This is a genomic window from Pseudoduganella sp. UC29_106, from assembly GCF_044055365.1.
Lineage (GTDB): Bacteria > Pseudomonadota > Gammaproteobacteria > Burkholderiales > Burkholderiaceae_D > Rugamonas.
Genome location: NZ_CP171977.1, coordinates 6,700,283 through 6,719,915 on the forward strand (window position 1 = coordinate 6,700,283; position 19,633 = coordinate 6,719,915).

Annotated in this window: 21 protein-coding genes, 1 tRNA gene and 2 pseudogenes; 7 read left to right on the top strand and 17 right to left on the bottom strand. The window is 63.0% G+C overall.

All coding sequences use genetic code 11. The annotated features are described in order from the left end of the window. Positions 1–13: 13 nt before the first annotated feature. On the top strand, positions 14–511 hold the full coding sequence (locus ACHMW6_RS33295; RefSeq protein ID WP_395403605.1) for a pyridoxamine 5'-phosphate oxidase family protein: 498 nt from the start codon (positions 14–16) through the stop codon (positions 509–511). On the opposite strand, the gene ACHMW6_RS33300 is transcribed toward ACHMW6_RS33295, so the two are convergent. The 6 genes from ACHMW6_RS33300 to ACHMW6_RS33325 all read right to left on the bottom strand — a co-directional run bounded on the left by ACHMW6_RS33300 (position 506) and on the right by ACHMW6_RS33325 (position 5,462). Next, the gene (locus tag ACHMW6_RS33300) at positions 506–862 is read right to left on the bottom strand and encodes a hypothetical protein (protein ID WP_395403607.1); all 357 of its coding nucleotides are present in this window, start codon (positions 860–862) and stop codon (positions 506–508) included. The two genes, ACHMW6_RS33295 and ACHMW6_RS33300, sit on opposite strands and share 6 nt — an antisense overlap. Positions 863–865: 3 nt before the next feature. Next, a complete protein-coding gene (locus ACHMW6_RS33305; protein WP_395403609.1) occupies positions 866–2,215 on the bottom strand; it encodes a CoA transferase in 1,350 nt (449 codons plus the stop codon). 38 nt (positions 2,216–2,253) lie between these two features. Continuing rightward, positions 2,254–2,373: a PEP-CTERM sorting domain-containing protein gene (locus ACHMW6_RS33310; protein WP_395403611.1), complete on the bottom strand. Its 120-nt coding sequence runs from the start codon at positions 2,371–2,373 to the stop codon at positions 2,254–2,256. Beyond that, the gene (locus tag ACHMW6_RS33315) at positions 2,360–2,827 is read right to left on the bottom strand and encodes an NF038129 family PEP-CTERM protein (RefSeq protein ID WP_395403613.1); all 468 of its coding nucleotides are present in this window, start codon (positions 2,825–2,827) and stop codon (positions 2,360–2,362) included. Before ACHMW6_RS33315 ends, ACHMW6_RS33310 begins: the two co-directional genes overlap by 14 nt. 10 nt (positions 2,828–2,837) lie before the next feature. Next, the gene (locus tag ACHMW6_RS33320) at positions 2,838–4,481 is read right to left on the bottom strand and encodes a right-handed parallel beta-helix repeat-containing protein (protein WP_395403615.1); all 1,644 of its coding nucleotides are present in this window, start codon (positions 4,479–4,481) and stop codon (positions 2,838–2,840) included. A gap of 78 nt (positions 4,482–4,559) precedes the next feature. After that, positions 4,560–5,462 (bottom strand): polysaccharide deacetylase family protein, encoded by a 903-nt coding sequence (locus ACHMW6_RS33325; protein WP_395403617.1) that lies wholly within the window; start codon positions 5,460–5,462, stop codon positions 4,560–4,562. Between the two features lie 317 nt (positions 5,463–5,779). Here ACHMW6_RS33325 and ACHMW6_RS33330 point away from each other — a divergent pair, with 317 nt between their 5' ends. Further along, complete coding sequence (locus ACHMW6_RS33330) at positions 5,780–6,421, top strand: PEP-CTERM sorting domain-containing protein (protein ID WP_395403619.1); 642 nt, start codon at positions 5,780–5,782, stop codon at positions 6,419–6,421. 52 nt (positions 6,422–6,473) lie between these two features. On the opposite strand, the gene ACHMW6_RS33335 is transcribed toward ACHMW6_RS33330, so the two are convergent. The 6 genes and pseudogenes from ACHMW6_RS33335 to petA all read right to left on the bottom strand — a co-directional run bounded on the left by ACHMW6_RS33335 (position 6,474) and on the right by petA (position 10,677). After that, positions 6,474–6,549: transfer RNA gene (locus ACHMW6_RS33335), tRNA-Thr, on the bottom strand. A gap of 25 nt (positions 6,550–6,574) precedes the next feature. After that, positions 6,575–7,057 (bottom strand): ClpXP protease specificity-enhancing factor, encoded by a 483-nt coding sequence (locus ACHMW6_RS33340; protein ID WP_395403621.1) that lies wholly within the window; start codon positions 7,055–7,057, stop codon positions 6,575–6,577. Between the two features lie 65 nt (positions 7,058–7,122). Next, positions 7,123–7,735: pseudogene (locus ACHMW6_RS33345) on the bottom strand (glutathione S-transferase N-terminal domain-containing protein). A 118-nt stretch (positions 7,736–7,853) separates the two neighbouring features. Then, complete coding sequence (locus ACHMW6_RS33350) at positions 7,854–8,618, bottom strand: cytochrome c1 (protein WP_395403623.1); 765 nt, start codon at positions 8,616–8,618, stop codon at positions 7,854–7,856. Positions 8,619–8,652: 34 nt separating this feature from the next. After that, on the bottom strand, positions 8,653–10,065 hold the full coding sequence (locus ACHMW6_RS33355) for a cytochrome bc complex cytochrome b subunit (RefSeq protein WP_395403625.1): 1,413 nt from the start codon (positions 10,063–10,065) through the stop codon (positions 8,653–8,655). A 3-nt stretch (positions 10,066–10,068) separates the two neighbouring features. After that, positions 10,069–10,677, bottom strand: coding sequence for a ubiquinol-cytochrome c reductase iron-sulfur subunit (gene petA, locus ACHMW6_RS33360; protein ID WP_395403627.1), 609 nt, complete (start codon positions 10,675–10,677; stop codon positions 10,069–10,071). A 277-nt stretch (positions 10,678–10,954) separates the two neighbouring features. Here petA and mscL point away from each other — a divergent pair, with 277 nt between their 5' ends. From mscL to ACHMW6_RS33385, 5 genes and pseudogenes are all read left to right on the top strand, one after another. Beyond that, positions 10,955–11,383, top strand: a complete 429-nt coding sequence (mscL, locus tag ACHMW6_RS33365) for a large conductance mechanosensitive channel protein MscL (RefSeq protein WP_395403629.1) — start codon at positions 10,955–10,957, stop codon at positions 11,381–11,383. Between the two features lie 44 nt (positions 11,384–11,427). Beyond that, a pseudogene (locus ACHMW6_RS33370) lies at positions 11,428–12,572 on the top strand (Do family serine endopeptidase); the annotation flags it as partial. 24 nt (positions 12,573–12,596) lie between these two features. Continuing rightward, the gene (locus ACHMW6_RS33375) at positions 12,597–13,292 is read left to right on the top strand and encodes a DUF2461 domain-containing protein (protein WP_395408777.1); all 696 of its coding nucleotides are present in this window, start codon (positions 12,597–12,599) and stop codon (positions 13,290–13,292) included. Between the two features lie 192 nt (positions 13,293–13,484). Then, positions 13,485–13,679, top strand: a complete 195-nt coding sequence (locus tag ACHMW6_RS33380; RefSeq protein WP_395403631.1) for a hypothetical protein — start codon at positions 13,485–13,487, stop codon at positions 13,677–13,679. Positions 13,680–13,713: 34 nt separating this feature from the next. Further along, on the top strand, positions 13,714–14,466 hold the full coding sequence (locus tag ACHMW6_RS33385; RefSeq protein ID WP_395403633.1) for a GIN domain-containing protein: 753 nt from the start codon (positions 13,714–13,716) through the stop codon (positions 14,464–14,466). A 73-nt stretch (positions 14,467–14,539) separates the two neighbouring features. Here ACHMW6_RS33385 and ACHMW6_RS33390 read toward each other — a convergent pair whose 3' ends face one another. From ACHMW6_RS33390 to ACHMW6_RS33410, 5 genes are all read right to left on the bottom strand, one after another. Then, positions 14,540–15,043, bottom strand: a complete 504-nt coding sequence (locus tag ACHMW6_RS33390) for a LytR C-terminal domain-containing protein (protein WP_395403635.1) — start codon at positions 15,041–15,043, stop codon at positions 14,540–14,542. A gap of 177 nt (positions 15,044–15,220) precedes the next feature. Then, positions 15,221–16,141: a type II secretion system F family protein gene (locus ACHMW6_RS33395; RefSeq protein WP_395403637.1), complete on the bottom strand. Its 921-nt coding sequence runs from the start codon at positions 16,139–16,141 to the stop codon at positions 15,221–15,223. Then, positions 16,138–16,587 carry a type II secretion system F family protein gene (locus ACHMW6_RS33400; protein ID WP_395403639.1) on the bottom strand — a complete coding sequence of 150 codons (450 nt, stop codon included), beginning with the start codon at positions 16,585–16,587 and terminating at the stop codon, positions 16,138–16,140. The genes ACHMW6_RS33395 and ACHMW6_RS33400 overlap by 4 nt, the downstream gene beginning before the upstream one ends. 535 nt (positions 16,588–17,122) lie before the next feature. Further along, entirely contained in the window at positions 17,123–18,466 is a 1,344-nt protein-coding gene (locus ACHMW6_RS33405; RefSeq protein WP_395403641.1) for a CpaF family protein, read from the bottom strand. After that, complete coding sequence (locus ACHMW6_RS33410; RefSeq protein ID WP_395403643.1) at positions 18,453–19,625, bottom strand: CpaE family protein; 1,173 nt, start codon at positions 19,623–19,625, stop codon at positions 18,453–18,455. Before ACHMW6_RS33410 ends, ACHMW6_RS33405 begins: the two co-directional genes overlap by 14 nt. Between the last annotated feature and the right edge of the window lie 8 nt (positions 19,626–19,633).

A 19,633-nucleotide genomic window follows, 5' to 3' on the forward strand; every position in this document is an offset into this window, starting at 1 on the left:
AAAGGAGGCCACAATGACTCCCTTTACTACCGAAGAGCTGAACGACTTGCGCGACAAGGTCAAGGACGTGAAGTACGGCATGTTCACCACCGCCGACGACATGCGCGCGCTGACCAGCCGCCCGCTCACGCTGCAGGAGCTGGATGACGAAGGCAATATGTGGTTCTTCGTTTCCGACGAGGAGCAGTTCACGCGCGAGCTGCTGAACAATCCGCTGGTCAACGTCAGCTTTACCGACGTCGATGACCACCTCTACGTTTCCGTCTCCGGCTATGCGGAACTGATGCGCGACCCAGCCAAGGCGGAAGAACTGTGGAACCCGATGGTCCAGGCCTGGTTCCCCCATGGCTTGGATGACCCGCACCTGGCGCTGCTGAAATTCACCATCGATACCGCCGAATACTGGGACACGGGCAGCAGCAAGATGGTCACGCTGCTGGCGATGGCCAAGGCTGCGCTGACCGGCCAACCGCCGAGGAACATCGGCGAGCATCACCGCATGGGCTTATAGCGGTACGCCCAGCTCGCGCAGCAGCTGATCCAGTTGCTGCAGCGTTGCCTGCAGCTCGCCCAGCTGCGGCGACGCCCCGCCGTGGAATTCCGTGTTGTGCAACAGATCATTGCGGAACTTCGACAGGCCACGTGCCTGCCGCAGCAGCGCCAGCGTCGGCTCGCACTGGCCCTGCGACTGCTGCTTCAGCTGTGCCTTGATACGGTCGAGCCGTTTGCCAAAGGTGAGCTTGCGCGTATCGTCCGGGCCGATGATGCCGGCGCACTGACGGAACACATAGGCTTCCAGCTTGGCGAATTCATAGATAAAGCTGCCGAGGGCAAACTTCCACTGGTCCTCGGGTGACAGCATCGCTCACTCCCAGCGCGCTTCCGCTGAGCCCAGCGCGGTGGCCGGCCGGTCCCATTGCATGCGCACGCCGCCCACACTGACCGGCGCGGCCACGCGGCGCGCCGGGCCCCAGCTGGTTTGCTCGATGTGTGGAGCGATGTCGTCCGGCCGCAGCGGCTGCCATGCCGCGCGCTGCGGTGGGCGCGGACTGTCGACCAGCAGCCGCGCCGTGCGCGCCAGCGACAGGCGGATGCGCAACGCCCGCTGCTCATTCACCCGCGCCTGCACGCCTCGCAGCACAGCGGCCGCCATCAGGTAGCCCGTGGCATGGTCCAGTGCCTGCACGGGCAGAGGAACCGGCTTCGCCGCGCCCTGAGCGGACATGCCCGCATCCGCAATGCCGCAGCTCATTTGCACGAGGCTGTCGAAGCCGCGGCGGTCGCGCCACGGTCCGCTCCAGCCATAGGCGTTCAACGATACATCGATCAGGTTTGGATTGAGCACAGCGCGTTCCTCAGCGCTGAAGCCGAGATGATCGAGCGCGCCATTGCGGTAGCCGTGCACCAGCACGTCCGCTTCGGACAGCAGGCGCGCGAACACGGCGTGGTCTTCCGCCTTGCGCAAGTCGAGCCGTGCGCAGCGCTTGCCCAGCGCGACTTCGGGAATCACGCCTGCCTCCTCCCATGTGGGCGGGTCGATGCGCAGCACGTCCGCGCCGAAACCGGCAAGGAAGCGTGTGGCGACGGGCCCTGCCAGCACGCGCGTCAGGTCCAGCACGCGCAGGCCGCGCAAGGGACGGACCGGGTCCGGACGCCAGGCCCACGGTGCACAGTCGCGGCTCTCCTGCAGGAACAGCGGGGCTTCGGACAATGCCCGGCCCTGCGGGTGTTCACGCCATTCCTCGATCGAGCGCATGGTGGCGGCGCAGCCGCCTTGCGCGACAACGGCGGCTTCCAGTTCGTCCGCCTGCCAGCCTGCGACGGCGTGTGCAACGGCTTCGTGTTCAGGTGCGCAGTCCAGCACGGCCAGCGCAGCGGCGCGATGGTGCGGCGCATTGGTGTGGAGGCGTATCCAGCGATCGGCGGCACGGTAGTCGCCGGTCACCACATCCCGCAGCGGCGGCAGTTCCCAACCCTGCGGCTGTATCGACCAGCCGAACCATAGCGAAGCGAGGCGACGCGAAACCGCCACTTCGCCGCCAATGCCTGACAGCTGGGCCAGCATCAGCCCCGCCGCGCCTACCGATGCGGCGGCCAGGTCCGAGGTGCCGAAGATGGAAGGCAGGCTGTCTTCGTCGCGAAAAACGCACGGCGTGGAGGCGCCACCCAGCTCGCGCAGGATGGCGTCCAACATCTGGTGGGAAAGTTCGTGCATGGAATGGTCCCTCGCTGTGGAGGGACCATTCTCGCACATCAGAACAGTGGCTTGCGCAAGCGCAGCAGGCCTAGCAGGATCAGGCCGAGTCCTATCAGCAGCAGCACGGACGGCTCCGGAACTGCCGCCACCTGGGCGAAGGCGTCATCCGCTACCACCGCGGTCGCGGAGCCTGGCTGCAGGGCGAAGGTGACGATGTCCGCCGCTGTGCCGAGGTAGTTGAAGGCACTGTCCAGCAGGGCGACGCTGAGGGTGGTGCCGTCGCCGGAAGGCAGCGCCGTGCTCGAACTCCACGTCGAAGGTGAACAGCCCGCCGAAGTTGGCGCCCAGCGCTAGCTCGTTCCAGCCCGTGCTGTTGCCGATCACGAAGCCCGTTGCCGCCGTGCCGCTGACGTCCCCGAAGACCTGGTCGGCGCCGGTGAAATCGCCGGCGAGATTGGACACCGTCGCCTGCGCCGGCGTGGCCGTGGCCAGACCGAGGAAGAGGAAATCCAGATAGCCGCTGAAACCGGACAACGCCGCCGTATTGACCGACACCTGGTAAATTGGCGCGGCGCCCGCGTTACCCACGAACGCCAGCAACAGCATCAAACGCAAGATAAATCGCTTCATGAATGAGTCCTTAGAGAGAGCCGACGAGCAGCTTCGGCGTATAGCCAATGGAAGCGCGTGCCGGGTTCAGAAAGATGGTCGTGACGGACACTGTCTCGCCCGGCGCCAGCGAAGACTTCGGCAAGGCCAGCGTGGGCGCACCGCCCAGCGAGCCGGTGCGGTTGTCCAGCGTGACGCCGCTGGTCAGGTAATCCGCACGCAGGATCAGGTTGCCGCTGATGGTGGCGTTCGAAGTATTCGTGAACGACACGGTACCGCTCATCTTCTGCGTCGCGCGATCCAGCGTAAGGCCGGACTGCACCACGTTCACGCTGCCCGTCGAATCGCTGAACGATGCCACCGGCGTGCTGCCTTCATACGCGCCCAGGTCCGGCGCCGCGCCAGTAAATGGCAGGCCAACGTCCACGCCCGCATCAATCAGGTCGCTGCCCGCAACCAGATGAAAGTGCGGCAGCGGCGGCAGGCTGCCATCGGGCAGGCGCGGCGCGTCCCAGCCCTGCGTGGATACGCCCTGGAAGTCCGCCGCCGTCACGGAGACCGGCAAATTCCAGCTGTTGTAGGCGTTATCGGTGCCTGCGATGTTGGTGACGGCCGTGCCGAGATAGGCCAGGTTGTTGCGCAGGATGCCGAGGTTGATCGTGGCGCCGCTTGGGTCCACGCCCAGCATATTGAAGTTGTAGCGGTTGTTCACACCCGTGTTGTTGTAGAAGATGGTCGCAACCGGGTGATGGTTGGCATAGAAGCCGGACGACTTGTTATTGAAGGCGACGTTGCCGCGCGTGATGTGCTGTGGCGCATTTGCCGCATAGCCGCCGCCGAAGCCGCCGATCTTGAAGCCATTGCCGTTGCCGGCCGCGATCGGCGTCGTGGTGCCGGGATAGTAGCCGTGCAGCCAGGCCCACGAATTCTCGATGGTGACCACCGAGGCGGCGTTGATGGTGTCGTAACCATCGTCGGTGTTCGACCATGAGCGGCAGCCGCGGAAGGTGTTGCCCGGCAGGTTGGCCTTGATGTGGGCGCCGAAGCCGTCTGCGTTCTGGCCGGCCCCGCTCTTGCTGTACGGGTCGTAGTTGTGGTGAGAGTCCGAGTTCAGCACCAGGTTGTTGCCGCCGTTCGAGATGAACAGGCCGGGTCCCATATGGTGGTGCGTGTTCAGCATCTCGAACACATTATTGCTGCCGTTGATCCACACGCCCCAGCTCTCGTTGTTCAGCAGGTTGCCCGGCTGCTGCGGCGCGCCCGTGACTTCTAGGCCTTTCAGGTGCAGGTAGCTGGCGACGACATTGAAGCCCTTCACCCGGCAGTTGTCCTTCATTTGCGAGAAGTCGAACACCGGCGTTTCGCCCGGATAGGCAAAGTAGCGGATCGGCTTCCCCGCCGTACCGCTCTTGTTCAGCGTGATCACATTGACCGTGTCGGTCATGCTGGCGCAGCTGTTCAGGCCTGCCGTAAAGATGTAGGAACCACCGCGAAAGTAAATCGTGTCGTCGGCCACAGCGACCGACTGCGCCTTGGCGAACGTCTGCCATGGCGCGGCCTGCGTGCCGGCGTTGTTGTCATTACCGTTGGGAGAAACGTAGTACGTTGCAGCTGATGCGAGGGATGATGTGGCGAGCGCAACCGCCAGGAACAGACTTCTCTGCCTTAGATTCATAACGTCTCCGATTGTTGTGTTTGTTGAACAATCTTAGGACGAATCTATGGCAGAGACTTGTCAGTTTGATGAGTGTTTTCAGCGGCAGAGCGTGTTCAGTTCAAGGCGGTCTGCGCTCGGCCCCGGCAACTGCATGCCACGCTCCTTGGCCGTGCGCGCGATCAGGGCACCGCTGCCGGGATGGTTATAGGCAGGATCGGCCTGCGCCTGCGACAGCGTGACATACCGCGCACCCGCCGCATCCAGTCGCTTCAGCACTTCATCCAGAGTCGCTGCGCTGAAGGCGCCGATGTGCAGCAGCAGCACTTGCGGGATCATGCGTCCATACACCTGCTGCGAACCGTTCTTCATGCGCGTGATTTCGTCGTCCACGCCTTTCAGGTACTGCGCCTTCATCGCTTCGATGCTGGTGTTGTCGCCTTTGGCGGTGCAGCGCGTGAAGGCGTCCGTATAGTCCCAGTCGTTGAAGCTCACACTGACGTCCGCGATCTTATAGCCGCGCACGCGGAGGAATGCGAAGCCGCCTTCGCGTCGCACCGGATCGCTGCCGGTAGCAAGGAAGGGATAACGGAAGTAGCGCCAGTCGGCGCCACCCATGCGCGGCACGATCGGCGATTCGCCGGCTTCCACGTCGCGCTCCCACACATCCTGCGATTCCGCGGTATCGATGCTGAGGTGGCTGTAAGTGTGATTGCCAAGCGGGTAGCCTGCGCGCCGCCAGAGGTCCAGCACCTGCACGCTGTTTGGTTCGACCGCCAGCGCCCGCGCATTCACGAACCCGTAGGCTTCCGGCACGCCGTGCGCTTTGAGGGTCTTGATGAAGGTGTCCGCGATGGCGACACGCGACGTCCCTGGCGGCAGCACGCTGCCGTGTGCTGGCAGGTCGTCGACGGTGATGGCGATATCGAAGCGGTCAGCGGCGCCGGCTATGGCGGAGGCGGCGATCAGGCCGATGAAGAGTGAGCAGCGAAGTGCGTTCATGGCAGCGTTCCTCTCATGCGATGGTACTGCTTCGATCTGAGCCGCCCGGCCCTGGAGCTGGGCGACACCGTGCTCCTGTACAGTAGTTTAAACCTATTCGGCGACCACAAGTGTGACATTGTGGCTGCAAGTTCACTCTGTTGCGCGGGACGGCCAGCTACGCTTCCTGCTTTCGCCAAACTGTCGGAAAACTTTACATAGGCCAATCTTCATTTCTTTTAAGTTATTTATTTTTCTCAAAATCAACTGTTGGCACATCTCTTGCTTCGATTTTGGTAGTTGATTAATGACGGCCAATCTTAGGAATCGAGAATTTAATGAAGAAGTTTGTAGCAGTCGCAGCGGCACTTCTGGCAAGCAGCGCATTCGCATCCCCAATTAACGGTACCGGCGTACCGGCGCCCATCGAGACTGGAAAAACCACGAAGATCCAGTTCAATAATCAGTCCAATTCCTCGTTCGCCTCGACGGATATCGATGGTGTCACTTTCGCTGGCATTGGCGGCAATTTGCGTATCGCCTCCACCTTCGCCGGCTCGTACAACACCAATGGCTCGCGCTACCTGGATAACAATGAAGGCGCCACGGACGGCATTCGTTTTGACTTCGACGATCCCGTCAGCGCCTTCGCCTTCAATTTCGGCGCATCGGACGTGATCTGGACGCTGAGCGCCTATTCGGTTTCCGGTGCCCTGCTCGAATCGCGCACCCTTGCGCCCACGCGTGGCGGTAACAACGGCGCCTACTTCGGCCTGGCAGACGCCGGCATTTCCTACGCGCTGCTGACCGCTGCCAGCCACGACTACATCATGCTCGATAACTTCACCTACGCCGGACAGGCAGCCTCGGGCGGCGCCCCGGCTTCCGAGGTCCCTGAGCCGGGTTCGCTGGCCCTGCTGGGCCTCGGCCTGGCCGGCGTATGGGCGGCAACCCGCCGTCAGCAGCAGCGCAAAGCCTGAAGCTGAGCCGCAAAGCAAAAAGCCCAGCGCTAAGGCTGGGCTTTTTTAATTTTGGTGCCGGCTGCAGGACTCGAACCCGCCACCTGATGATTACAAATCAACTGCTCTACCTGATGAGCTAAGCCGGCTGTAAAACTGTCGGGCGATTATACGTTATTTGATGCGTGTGAGGGTGGGACGTCCGCCCTTTTTTGGAGGTTCGTCATCCGGGCCGCTGGAATCGTCGTCCGCGCGCGGGGCGGCAGTGGGGACGGAGGACAGCGTGGGCGCAGCTGGTTCCTCGCCAGTCGGCGCAGCAGTCGGTGCAGCTGCGGGAGCGGCAGCGCCCAGCAGCGGCTCGAAAGCCATGCCCTGGCCGTTCTCGTTGGCATAGATCGCCATCACATTGTTGACCGGCACGTAGATTTCGCGCGACACGCCATTGAAGCGCGCGTGGAAGTGGATAGCGTCGTTGTCCATCTTCAGGCCGGAAGTGGCGCCGAAGCTGATGTTGAGGACGATTTCACCCTTTTTCACGTATTCCATCGGTACCTGGGTCGCGGAATCGACCTTGACGGCCAGGTAGGGAGTGTAGCCGCTGTCGGTGCACCATTCGTAAATGGCGCGCAGCATATAGGGCTTGGTGGAGATTTCCATGGTCTTGCTTCGTCAAACCGGGACGCGCCACACATGCGCGGGCGCATCCCCAAGGGCCGCAAGGATCAGCGGCGCATTACTTTCTCGGACGGGGTCAGCGCTTCGATGTAGGCCGGACGCGAGAAGATACGTTCAGCATACTTCATCAGAGGCGCAGCCGTCTTCGACAGTTCGATACCGTAATGGTCCAGGCGCCACAGCAGCGGAGCCACGGCCACGTCCAGCATGGAGAACTCGTCGCCCAGCATGTACTTGTTCTTCAGGAACAGCGGAGCCAGCGTGGTCAGGCGGTCGCGGATTTCGGCGCGGGCCTTGTCGTGGCTCTCTGTCGTTCGTCTTGTTGCGCTCGCTTTCCAGCGTGTGCACGTGGACGAACAGCTCTTTCTCGAAGTTGAACAGCATCAGGCGGGCACGGGCGCGCATCAGCGGGTCCGCCGGCATCAGCTGCGGATGCGGGAAGCGCTCGTCGATGTACTCATTGATGATGTTCGATTCGTACAGGATGAGTTCGCGCTCGACCAGGATAGGCACCTGGCCGTATGGGTTCATGGTCGAGATATCTTCCGGCTTGTTGAACAGGTCAACGTCGCGCACTTCAAAGTCCATGCCTTTTTCAAACAGGACCAGGCGGCAGCGCTGGGAAAATGGGCAAGTGGTGCCCGAGTAGAGAACCATCATTTTGGTAGTTCCTTAAGAAACAAAAGGGGGCGAAACCGCGAACGGTTCACCCCAGTTGGGCCGTCCGCACTATGTACGAACGGCGCACACACGCGCCGGGTGGACCGGCGCGAACAAATTATTTAACTTCTTTCCAGTACGACGCGTTCAGGCGCCATGCCAGGATTGCGAAGCCGGTCAGGAAGAGCAGCACCCACACGCCCAGACGCTTGCGGGTCTGTGCGGCCGGCTCGGCCATCCATTCCATATAGCCGACCAGGTCCGCCACTGCCGTGTCGAACTCGATCTTGCTCATGCTGCCAGGCTTGACTTGTTCGAAGCCGACGAACTTGTGCACGGTCTTCGCTTCGTCATGCGGATCTTTTTCTTCGGCAAACTTCGCAGCCTGCACACCCTGCATTTCCCACAGCACGTGCGGCATCGCAGCGTTCGGCAGCACCATGTTGTTGAAGCCGGTTGGGCGGCCTTCGTCCTTGTAGAAGGTACGCAGGTAGGTGTAGATGTAGTCGCCGCCGGAGTTGCTAGGGGTCGCTTTCGCGCGGGCGATCACGGACAGGTCAGGCGGCACGGTGCCGAACCATGCCTTGGCATCCTTGGCCGGCATGGAGGTGGTCATCATTTCGCCGACTTTCTCGCCGGTGAACAGCAGGTTCTGCTTGATCTGGTCTTCGGTCAGGCCCAGGTCGCGCAGGCGGTTGTAACGCATGGACGAAGCGTTGTGGCAGTTCAGGCAGTAGTTCACGAACAGCTTGGCGCCATTCTGCAGCGCGGCCATATTGTGCGAACGGTCAGGAGCCTTGTCCAGCGGGAAGCCACCTTCGCTTGCGAAGGCCAGGCCCGGCACCAGGGCCAGGATAGCCAGCATCTTCTTAGTGAAATTCATGTATTCAATCCTTTGCTTAGCGTATCTGGTCCAATTAGTGCGCGTGGAAGACTACACGGTCCGGCACTTTCTTGAACGTACCCATCTCGCTCCACCATGGCATCAGCAGGAAGAAGGCGAAGTAGTACAGAGTCGCCACCTGGGACACGATCGTGCCGACAGGGCTTGGCGGCTGGGTACCCAGATAGCCCAGCAGCAGGAAGGAGATGAACAGGCCGGCGTAAACATACTTGTGCCAGTCAGGACGGTAACGGATCGACTTCACCGGCGAGTGGTCCAGCCAAGGCAGGAAGGCCAGGATCACGACGGAACCGCCGAAGAACACCACGCCCCAGAACTTCGCGTCCAGCACGGAAGGCAGCATGCCGATGATGGCCAGCAGGGCGATCACGGCGATGATGGCCTTGGTGCGGAAGGCCAGGCGGGACTTCAGCCACAGGAAGGACACATAGGCCGCCACACCCACCATCAGCACCCACATGAAGTCGGCGGTAGTCGCACGCAGCACGGAGTAGAACGGGGTGAAGTACCAGGTCGGAGCGATGTGCAGCGGGGTCTTCAGGGAGTCACCCGGCAGGAAGTTGTTGTACTCCAGGAAGTAACCGCCCATCTCCGGCGCGAAGAACACCACGGCGCTGAAGATCACCAGGAACACGGACACGCCAAAGATGTCGTGCACGGTGTAGTAAGGGTGCGAAGGGATGGAATCCACCGGGTGGCCGTCGGCGCCCAGGTTTTCCTTGACTTCGATGCCGTCCGGGTTGGACGAGCCCACTTCGTGCAGCGCGATCAGGTGCGCAGCCACCAGGCCCAGCAGGACCAGCGGGATGGCGATCACGTGGAAGGCGAAGAAGCGGTTCAGGGTAGCGTCGGACACCACATAGTCGCCGCGGATCCACAGCGACAGGTCCGGGCCGATCAGCGGGATCGCGCCGAACAGGTTCACGATCACCTGTGCGCCCCAGTAGGACATCTGGCCCCAAGGCAGCAGGTAGCCGAAGAAGGCCTCGGCCATCAGGCACAGGAACACGGCGAAACCGAACAGCCAGACCAGTTCGCGCGGCTTACGGTAGGAACCGTACAGCAGACCGCGGGTCATGTGCAGGTAAACGATGATGAAGAACGACGAAGCGCCGGTCGAGTGCATATAGCGCACCAGCCAGCCCCACGGTACTTCACGCATGATGTATTCGACCGATGCGAAGGCCAGGTTGGCGTCCGGCTTGTAGTGCATGGTCAGGAAGATGCCGGTGACGATCTGCAGCACCAGGACCAGGGCGGCCAGGGAACCGAAGATGTACCAGAAGTTGAAGTTCTTGGGAGCGTAGTACTTGCCCCACTGGTCATTCCACAGCTTGGTCAGAGGGAAGCGGTCATCGACCCAGCCCAGGGCTTTTTGCGAAGCCGGCGCATCGGCCGGGAATTTGGTTTCCTTGAATGCACCCATGGATTATGCCTCGCCTTTCTCGTCTTTACCGATCAGGATCTTGGTATCGCTCAGGTACATGTGGCGTGGAACCGGCAGGTTGTCCGGAGCAGGCTTATTCTTGAATACGCGGCCGGCCAGGTCGAAGGTGGAGCCGTGGCACGGGCACAGGAAACCGCCGGCCCAGTCGTCCGGCAGGGATGCCTGCGGGCCCGGGACAAATTTGGTCGATGGCGAGCAGCCGAGGTGGGTGCAGATGCCGATTGCGATCAGGATTTCCGGCTTAATGGAGCGATGTTCGTTGGCGCAGTATTCCGGGGTGAATTCGGACGGGTTGCGCTTGGATTCCGGGTCGGCCACCTGGTTGTCGGTCTTCTTCAGGGAAGCGACCATTTCAGGAGTGCGTTTCAGGATCCATACCGGCTTGCCGCGCCATTCGACCGTCTTCATTTCGCCTGGCTGCAGCGAGGAGATATCCACTTCGACCGGTGCACCGGCTGCTTTAGCGCGTTCGGACGGCTGGAAGGTGCTTACCAAGGCACCCGTAGCGCCCAAACCGACCACACCGCCCGCCGCGCACGTGGCGACGAGCAAGCCGCGTCGGCTCGAATCGACCTGCTTTTCGATACTCATACAAACCCCAATCAGTCAAAAATCTGAAATCTTTATTATGAATTTGCTTCAAAAAGGCCCTGTTCGAAGGCGGCATGGCCGTTTTGAAACGTCTCCAACGTTAAACAAAGCTTCTAGCAACCTTAAATTATAAGGTAAGCGGAATGCGATTTAAAGCAAATCTTGCAATCGTCCAACTCGTCCCCAAGGGGGATGCCGGGCGGCGGCCCCATGTGTTTGTCGCAAAGTTGAAAAATCAGTATGATCAGGAGTAACAAAACAAGAAGGAGGTCTGGTTATGGCCATGTTGCAAGAATTTAAAGAATTTGCCATGAAGGGCAATGTGATCGACCTGGCGGTCGGCGTCATCATTGGCGCGGCCTTTGGCAAGATCGTCGACTCCCTGGTGGCGGACGTGATCATGCCCCCGATCGGCATGCTGCTGGGCGGCCTGGACTTTGCCAATTATTACGTTCCTCTCAACGGCCAGGCGCACAACCTGAGCCTGGCGGAAGCGAAAAAGCTGGGCGCGGTTTTGGCGTACGGCAACTTCTTCACCATCCTGCTTAACTTCGTCATCCTGGCCTTCGTCATCTTCCAGATGGTGCGCCTGGTGGCCAAACTGCGCCGCGACGAACAGCCTGCCCCGGCGGCGCCTGCGGAAGCTGCTCCACCGTCTGAAGATATCGTGCTGCTGCGCGAAATTCGCGATTCTTTGCGAAAATAGAGTATTAGCGGGCATTTCGCCCGCTCTTACTCATCGGAATTGCTATGCGACGACTCTGGTTATTGTTTGCGCAAACGGTGACCATTGTCCTGGCACTGTATTTTGTCTATTCGGCCGTGCGGCCGGATGGGCAAGGCGCCCTTGCCGTGCGCCCGCCAGTCGCGGGCAGCACTACGACCACCCGCGCTGCCTCGCTGACCGAGGCGGCCGTCGGCCCGTCGCCGGGTTCCTACCGGGCCGCCGCGGGGCGCGCCATGCCGGCGGTGGTCAATATCCTCACCTCGAAGGCGGTCAAACGCCGCCATCCGCTGTCGCGCGATCCCTTCTTCCGTAAATTCTTCGGCGACCGCGACGACGAGAACGATGAGCAGAACAGCCTGGGCTCGGGCGTCATTGTCAGCCCGGAAGGCTATATTCTGACCAATAACCACGTGGTGGAAGCGGCCGACGACATCGAAGTCGTGCTGGCCGACAGCCGCAAGGCCAAGGCCAAGGTGGTGGGCACCGACCCGGAAACCGACCTGGCCGTCATCAAGATCAACCTGGAGCGCCTGCCCGTGATCGTGCTGGGCCAGGTGGACCAGGCCAAGGTGGGCGACGTGGTGCTCGCCATCGGCAACCCCTTCGGCGTGGGGCAGACCGTCACCATGGGCATCATTTCCGCCCTGGGCCGCAACAACCTGCACATTAATCACTTCGAAAACTTCATCCAGACCGATGCCGCCATCAACTTCGGCAATTCGGGCGGCGCCCTGATCGACGCCAACGGCCATCTGCTGGGCATCAACTCGGCCATCTACTCGCAAACGGGCGGCTCGGTGGGCATCGGCTTCGCCATCCCCGTCAGCACGGCCAAGACGGTGATGGAATCCATCATCCGCGACGGCCACGTCGTGCGCGGCTGGATCGGCGTGGAATCGCAGGAAATCACGCCGGAAATGGCGGAAAGCTTCGGCCTGAAACGCGAGTCCGGCGCCATCATTGCCGGCGTGGTGCGCAATGGACCGGCCGACAAGGGCGGCATGCGCCCGGGCGATATCCTGCTGTCCGTGGACGGCAAGCCGGTCAAGGACACCAATGAAATGCTGAACCTGATCGCCCAACTGTCCCGGGCGGCAAATCCACCATGCGCATCCTGCGCAAGGCGCAGGAATCCGACCTGGCCATCACGGTCGGCCAGCGCCCCCCTTCCCAAGAAACGCTAAGAGAAAACATGCACCTGCGCGACCTGACCCGCTTCCTGCAAGAGCTGACCGACAATAACAACCGCCCCTGGTTCGTCATGAACAAACCGCGCTACGACATCCTGCGCGAGGAATTCCTGGCCCTGGTAACCCAGGTGATCGTTGAACTGGGCAAGATGGACCCGGCGGTAAAATTCTGCAATCCGAAGAAAGCCATGTTCCGCATCAACCGCGATGTGCGCTTCGCCCACGATAAGAGCCCCTACAAGACGCACTTCTCGGCCGCCATCGCACCCAACGATATGCGCCGCCCCAGCATGGCAGGCGGGCCGACTTATTATTTTGAACTGACCAGGGAAGGCCGCCTGGGCATCGGCGCCGGCGAATACATCCCGCCGCCGCACCGCCTTAAGGCCCTGCGCAACCACATGGTCGAAGACGCGGCCGGCTTCCGCAAGGCGCTGGCCAACAAGGCGCTGAAGGCGCGCTACGGCTCGATCACCGAAGAGCACAAGCTGCAGCGCCCTCCGAAGGGCTTCGACCCTGAGCACGAGCATATCGAATTCATCAAGCTGAAAAGCTTCTTCGTCTTCACCGAGATCAAGCTGAGCCTGAACAAGCCGGAAGAGCTGGTACCCCTGATTGCGGCCTGTTTCAAGGATGCCTGGCCCCTCGTGAAGTGGATGCGCGAGGCCAGGGTGGAGGAAGACGCTGAAGCGGCGTAAGCCTCCCCTCCCCTGCAACGGGCGCTGCGGCGCCCGTTTTGCTTTTTTCGGGCCCGTATTTGCAGTTCATGTCGCCAAAAATGCATTTCGTCGCAAGCCCGTAGTGTTGGACAGTGGCCTTATCTATAGTTCATTCAACGCAGCACGAAACGCACAACAAGCAGCACTAACCAACACTTAACGGAGCTCAAAATGAACATCGCCAAAAACATGGAAACCATCTTCCTCAGCGCAGTTGCCGTGATCGCCCTGACCGGCTTCGCCACCGCCGCTGTCCCTGCCAAACACGCCGCACCGGCAGCCGTGGTAGCGAAGGCCGACGCCAACATGCCAGTGGTCGTCGTCAGCGCCAAGCGCCTGACTGCAGCAGAAAAAGCAGCACTGTAATCCACAACAAAACCAACCAGACACGGAGCCCTCGATGAAAAAGTTCTTCAGCACGACGATGATCGCAGCCGCACTGTTTGCCGGTGCGGCCCATGCGGATGAAATCGTCAGCGAAACCCGCACCATCGATGGACGCGCCGTGAAAGTAGTACTGGATGGTGTAATCGACCTGAAGCTGAAGCAAGGTCCTGCGGCGCTGGTGGTTTCCGGCGACAAGCGTTACCTGCCGAAAGTGATGGTGACGCAAAGCGGCGATACGCTGCGCATCAGCACCGACCTGAATGGTGTCCACCTGAACAACCCGAAGCTGCGCGCCGAACTGTCGCTGCCGCAAGTGCGTGAGCTGATCTCCGCCGGTGTCGGCTCGACTGAAATGAACGGCTTCAATGGCGACGACCTGCGCCTGTCGCTGGAAGGCGCCGGCGCCGTGAAAGTGAATTCGCAATACCGCAAGGTCGAAGCGCGCCTGACGGGCGTAGGCAGCATGAACGTTATCGCGAACACCGCCGAGAACGTGGACCTGAACCTGAAAGGCGCCGGCCAGATCACGATCTCCGGCCAGAGCAAGAACCTGCACGCCCAGCTGGGCGGCATCGGCAGCCTCGATGCGAGGCAGCTGCAGTCCGACAGCCTCGATGCCGAGATGACGGGCCTGGGCAGCGCCACTTTCTATGCAAAGAATTCCGCCAACCTGCGCCTGAGCGGCATGGGTTCGGCAACCGTCTTCGGCAAGCCAGCCGCCCGCAACGCCACCGCGCGCGGCCTTGGCAGCGTCGCCTGGAACTGACGGGACCTTCTCCAACCACTCTTGACTCGGTCAGAGAGTTTAAGCCGCCTTCCTCCCAGTGGGCGGCTTTTTTTTATCTCGGTTCGCGCAGGTCGCGGCCAAGCACCAGGCGCAGGTCAGGCTCGCCGGCGCGTGCTTCGACTTGCGCCGCCACTGTGCGCACGCCGACTCGTTGCGCCAGGCGCCGCGCCTGCGGTTCACTGCCGGCGCGGTATTCGATGCGGCTGGTGCGCTCCGCAAACGGCAGCGCGTTCGACAGGCGCACCACCGTCCATCCACCGTGTTTCAGCGCGCGGCTCCAAGCAGCCGCCAGGCCTCCTACGCCGTTGCCGTTGCTGATTTCGAGCCGCGCGCCAGCTGTCGGCTTGCCGGTCGGGCCGACACGGCGCAACTCCAGCAGCGCGGGGCCGATTGCGTGCAGCTCGGTACGCGGCATGTCCGCCGGCCAGCGCGCTTCCTCCAGTGCGGCGCGCAGCACGCTGTAGTCTGCCGGCAGCGGGTGCCGGCGCAGGCTGCCGGCTTGCTGCAGTATCGCGCGCGGCGCGCTCGTTTTCGCCGCGCGCCTGGAGTGCCTCACCGAGGTACTGCCAGACCGCAGCGTTACCAGGGTCTTCCAGGCAGGAACGCTCCAGCGCGGACAGCACGTCCGGCGTGGCGGGCGTGGTGGAGGGCTGCGGCACGGGCGTGAGCAGCGAGCACGCAGCCAGTGTGCCGGCGGCCGCAATCGATGGCATCATGCGCATGGCCGCGCTCCTCATCGCATCAGCACGCGGCTGATCTGGATGCCGGCAGGTCCCAGCAGCACCAGCATCAGAGCAGGAAACATGCAGAGGATCAGCGGGAACAGCAGCTTGACGCCGATCCTGGCGGCTTCCTCCTCGGCCAGCACGCTGCGCTTCTGCCGCAGGTTATCCGCATGCACGCGCAGCGAATCGCCCATGCTGGTGCCGAAGCGTTCCGACTGCACCAGCATGGCGACCAGCGCGTCCATATCCTCCACGCCTGTGCGCATGGCGAGGTTGCGCAGCGCACGCTCCTTGGTAAAGCCGGCGCGCATTTCCATCAGCACCAGCTGCAGCTCCTGCGCCAGCGCCAGGCTCTTGATATGGATCTCGGCCGCCACCTTGGACAGCGCGCGCTCCATGCTCAGCCCGGCCTCCACGCACACGGTCAGCAGGTCCAGTGCGTCAGGAATATTCTCGAAGATCTCGCGCCGCCGGGACGCCGCCGTGCGCGCCAGCGCGGCGTTCGGCAGGTAGTAGCCGGCCGCCGCGGCGGTGAGCAGAAAGAAGATGAAGTACTTGCGCAGCGAGCCGTCGGCCCCGGCCAGCACGATCGCGGCGAGCGCGGGCAGGCCGAGCGCGAGCACTGTCTTGGCCGCGAAGTACAGCGTGGGCGCGGAAGCGCTGCGCCAGCCTGCGTTCATGAAACGCGTGCGCAGCGTGGAGCGCTCCCAGCCCTCTTCCGGCAGCGAGAGCCGCGTAAACGGTTCGGCCACGCGCGCCACCCGCTCGATCCACTGGCCGCCCTCGCCGGGCTGCTGTGCGCTGCCCGGCGTGTGGCCGCGCAAGCGCTCGCGCAAGGCCTGCGGTGCGAACAGCAGCATGCCAACCAGGGCGATGGCGGCCACCACGAGGAAGACAATGCACAGAAATAGCAGTTCGCTCCCGTTCATATGCGTATCCTCACCACTTTGCGCATCCATAAGATTCCGACCAGGCATCCGCTGACGGCATACCAGGACAGCCTGACGCCCACGGGGTCGTTCAACAGCACGTCCACATAGCGCGGGTTTGCCACCGACATCAGGGCCAGTACCGCCAGCGGCAGCACGGACAGGATCCAGGCCGACAGCCGCCCTTCCGCCGACTGTACGCGCACATGGGCCAGCAGCTTCAGGCGCGCACGCGTGATGCGGCTGACATTGCCGAGCAACTCGGCCAGGTTGCCGCCGGATTCGCGCTGGATCAGCACCGCAATCACCAGGTAGCGCAAGTCCGTCAGCGGCACGCGGGCCGCCAGGTTCTGCAAGGCTTCGTTCATCGGAACGCCGAAATTGACTTCCTCGTAGGTGGCCCGGAACTCGCCGGCCAGCGGTTCCGGCATCTCGTCGCCCGCCATCTGCAGCACATTGGCAAAGGAATGGCCGGCGCGTACGCGCGCGCGACAGGAAATCCGCCAGCTCGGGCAATTGCTCCTCCACCTTGCGCATGCGGGCGGCGCGCGTTTGCAGCAGCAAGACAAACGGCGCACCGGCCCCCACGGCAAGCACCAGGCAGGCCGGGATGACGGGCATGCCCGCCGCCGGCGGCGCCAGTGCGGACGCCAGCAGCAACAGGGCGGCGCCGCCAAGGAAACGCCCCACCTGCCAGCGCAGTCCCGATTGCAGCAGCAGGCGGTCCAGGGACGCCATGCGCGGTGCGCGGCGCAACAGTTGGTCCAGCCAGGGCGCATCGGCATAGCGGCGCTGCTTGAGGATGGTGATGCGCTCACCGCCGCTCTCGCTGCGGGACATCAGGCGCAAGCGCCGCGCAATACGGCGTGCACCGCCGCCGTGGCTGTTGCTCCACCACAGCCACGCTCCTTCCACCAGGAAGATCACGGCGGCGAACAGCAGCACGGAAAATGCAAACAAGACATAGTCCATGGCGCCCTCCTATTCGAACACGCGGCCCGAATCGAAGACGCTGTCCGGCACGGGAACGCCGAACATGCGCAGGCGCTCGGCGAAGCGGGGACGAACGCCGGTGGCGTAGAACTGGCCCAGCACCCCGCCGTTGCCGTCCACGCCCGTCTGGTCGAAGTGGAAGATCTCGTGCATGGCGGCCGTTTCGCCCTCCATGCCGGTGATCTCCTGCACGCTCACCAGCTTGCGCGTGCCGTCCGCCAGCCGCGAAAGCTGCATCACCACGGTGATCGCCGCCACGATCTGCTGCCGCGCAGCGCGTGCGCCCAGGTTGGCGCCAGCCATGCCCACCATGTTTTCCAGCCGGGACAGGGCATCGCGCGGCGAATTGGCGTGGATGGTGGCGAACGATCCTTCGTGGCCCGTGTTCATCGCCTGCAGCATGTCGATGGCTTCCGCGCCGCGCACCTCGCCGAGGATGATGCGGTCGGGCCGCATGCGCAGCGCATTGCGCACCAGCGCGCGCTGTGTGACCTCGCCCTTGCCTTCGATATTCGGCGGCCGCGTTTCCAGCCGCACCACGTGGGGCTGGCGCAGCTGCAGTTCGGCAGCATCCTCGATGGTGACGATCCGTTCGCTGGCCGGGATAAAGCCGGACAGCACATTGAGCAGCGTGGTCTTGCCGCTGCCCGTGCCGCCCGAAATCAGGATGTTCAGGCGTGCCTGCCCCAGGGCGCGCAGCACTTCCAGCATCGGCGGGGTCAGGCTCTTGAACTCCAGCAGGCGCTCGACGGTCAGCGGCTGGGTGGCAAAGCGCCGCACGGACAGGATCGGTCCATCGACCGCCAGTGGCGGGATGATGGCGTTCACGCGCGAGCCGTCCGGCAGGCGCGCATCCACCATGGGGCTCGATTCATCGACCCTGCGGCCCACGCGCGACACGATCTTCTCGATGATCTTCATCAGGTGGGCGTTGTCGTGGAAGGTGACGCCGGTCAGCTCCAGCCGGCCGTTGCGCTCCACATAGACCTGGGTGTGGGTGTTGACCAAGATGTCCGACACGCCGGGGTCGGCCAGCAGCGGCTCCAGCGGGCCGAAGCCGAGCATTTCGTGCTGGATGTCGAGCACCAGCTGGTGGCGCTCGGACTGGTTCAGCACAATGCGCTCGTCCTCGATGATGCGCTGGATCAGCAGGGCCAGTTCGTGTTTGAACTGCTCCGGCGTCAGGCGCTTCAGGCGTTCCAGGTCGATGCGCTCCAGGATCATCTGGTGCATGGACTTCTTCAAGTCCTGGTAAGCCGTGGCGACCAGCCCGTGCAGCCCGGCCGGCGGTGCTTCCTCCTCGACGGCGGCGAGGCGCTCACGCAGGCTCATTATTGCCTCCCTTGAACAGGCGGTCGAACAGCCCCCGGCTTTCCGGCGTGCGGCGCTCCGTCACCAGTTCCACCATCTCGGCCAGGCTGCGCGCCACGGGACTGTTGCGCGCCAGCTGGAGCAGCGGGATGCCCTGGTTGACCGAGTCCGTCGCGGACAAGTAATCGTTTGGCACCGTGTGCATCACGTCCGCACCCAGGGCATGTTCCAGGTCGGCCAGGCGCAGCCTGCCATTCTTCTCGTAGCGGTTGACGATCAGGCGCGTGCGCTCGACGGGGTAGCCGAGGGAACGGAAGATATCCAGCAGGCGGCGGCCATCGCGGATGTCGGGCAGCGCCAGTTGCAGCACGGGGAAGATCAGGTCGGATTTGTCCAGCGCGCGCAGCGACAGCGCATCGATCTGGCGCCCGACATCCAGCAGGATATAGTCGTAGTGCTGGCGCGCCACGCGCAGCACGGCGTCGATGTGGTCCGGCTTCATTTCCTGGGTGTGGTCGTCCGCCGCCGCCAGGATGCCGAAATTGTGCGACACATGCACCAGCGAGGATTCGAGGAAGGCGCCGTCCAGCCGCCCGATCTGGCTGCAGATGCCGGACAGCGTCATGGCCGGCTTCTGGTCCGACACATACAACGTGGCGTCGCCGAACTGCCCATGCAGGTCGAGCAGCATTACCTTTTTGTCCGCCAGCGTGGCCAACGCATAGCCGAAATTGGTGGACAGGAAGGTGGTACCGCTGCCGCCCTTGCAGGAGATGAAGGCCAGCGCCTTGCCATCCCGCATGCGCGTCACGCCGCGTTCGATCTCGATGCGGTCCATCGCCTCGTGGAAAGCGCGGTGCACCAGCGGCAGTTGCAGCACCTCACGCATGCCCGCGCGCATGGCGCGGATCAGCAGCTCATGCTGGGGTGTGCGTGTCAGGAGCACGCAGGAAGCCAGCGGATAGTGCTGCACCAGCCGTTCCAGCAAGTCCACCTCACCCGGCTCGACTTCGCTCGCATCGAGCAGCACCAACTCGGGCGCATCGGGCAGCAGGCGCTCCAGCGCATCGTGCAGGCCGGCGCGCGTGGCCGCCAGCTGCACGGGAGGCAGCCGCGCCGCGCCCTGCGCCGAAATTTCGGCCTGCAGCTGGCTGTCATTGCCGATCATCAGGGCTTTCATAGGCACAC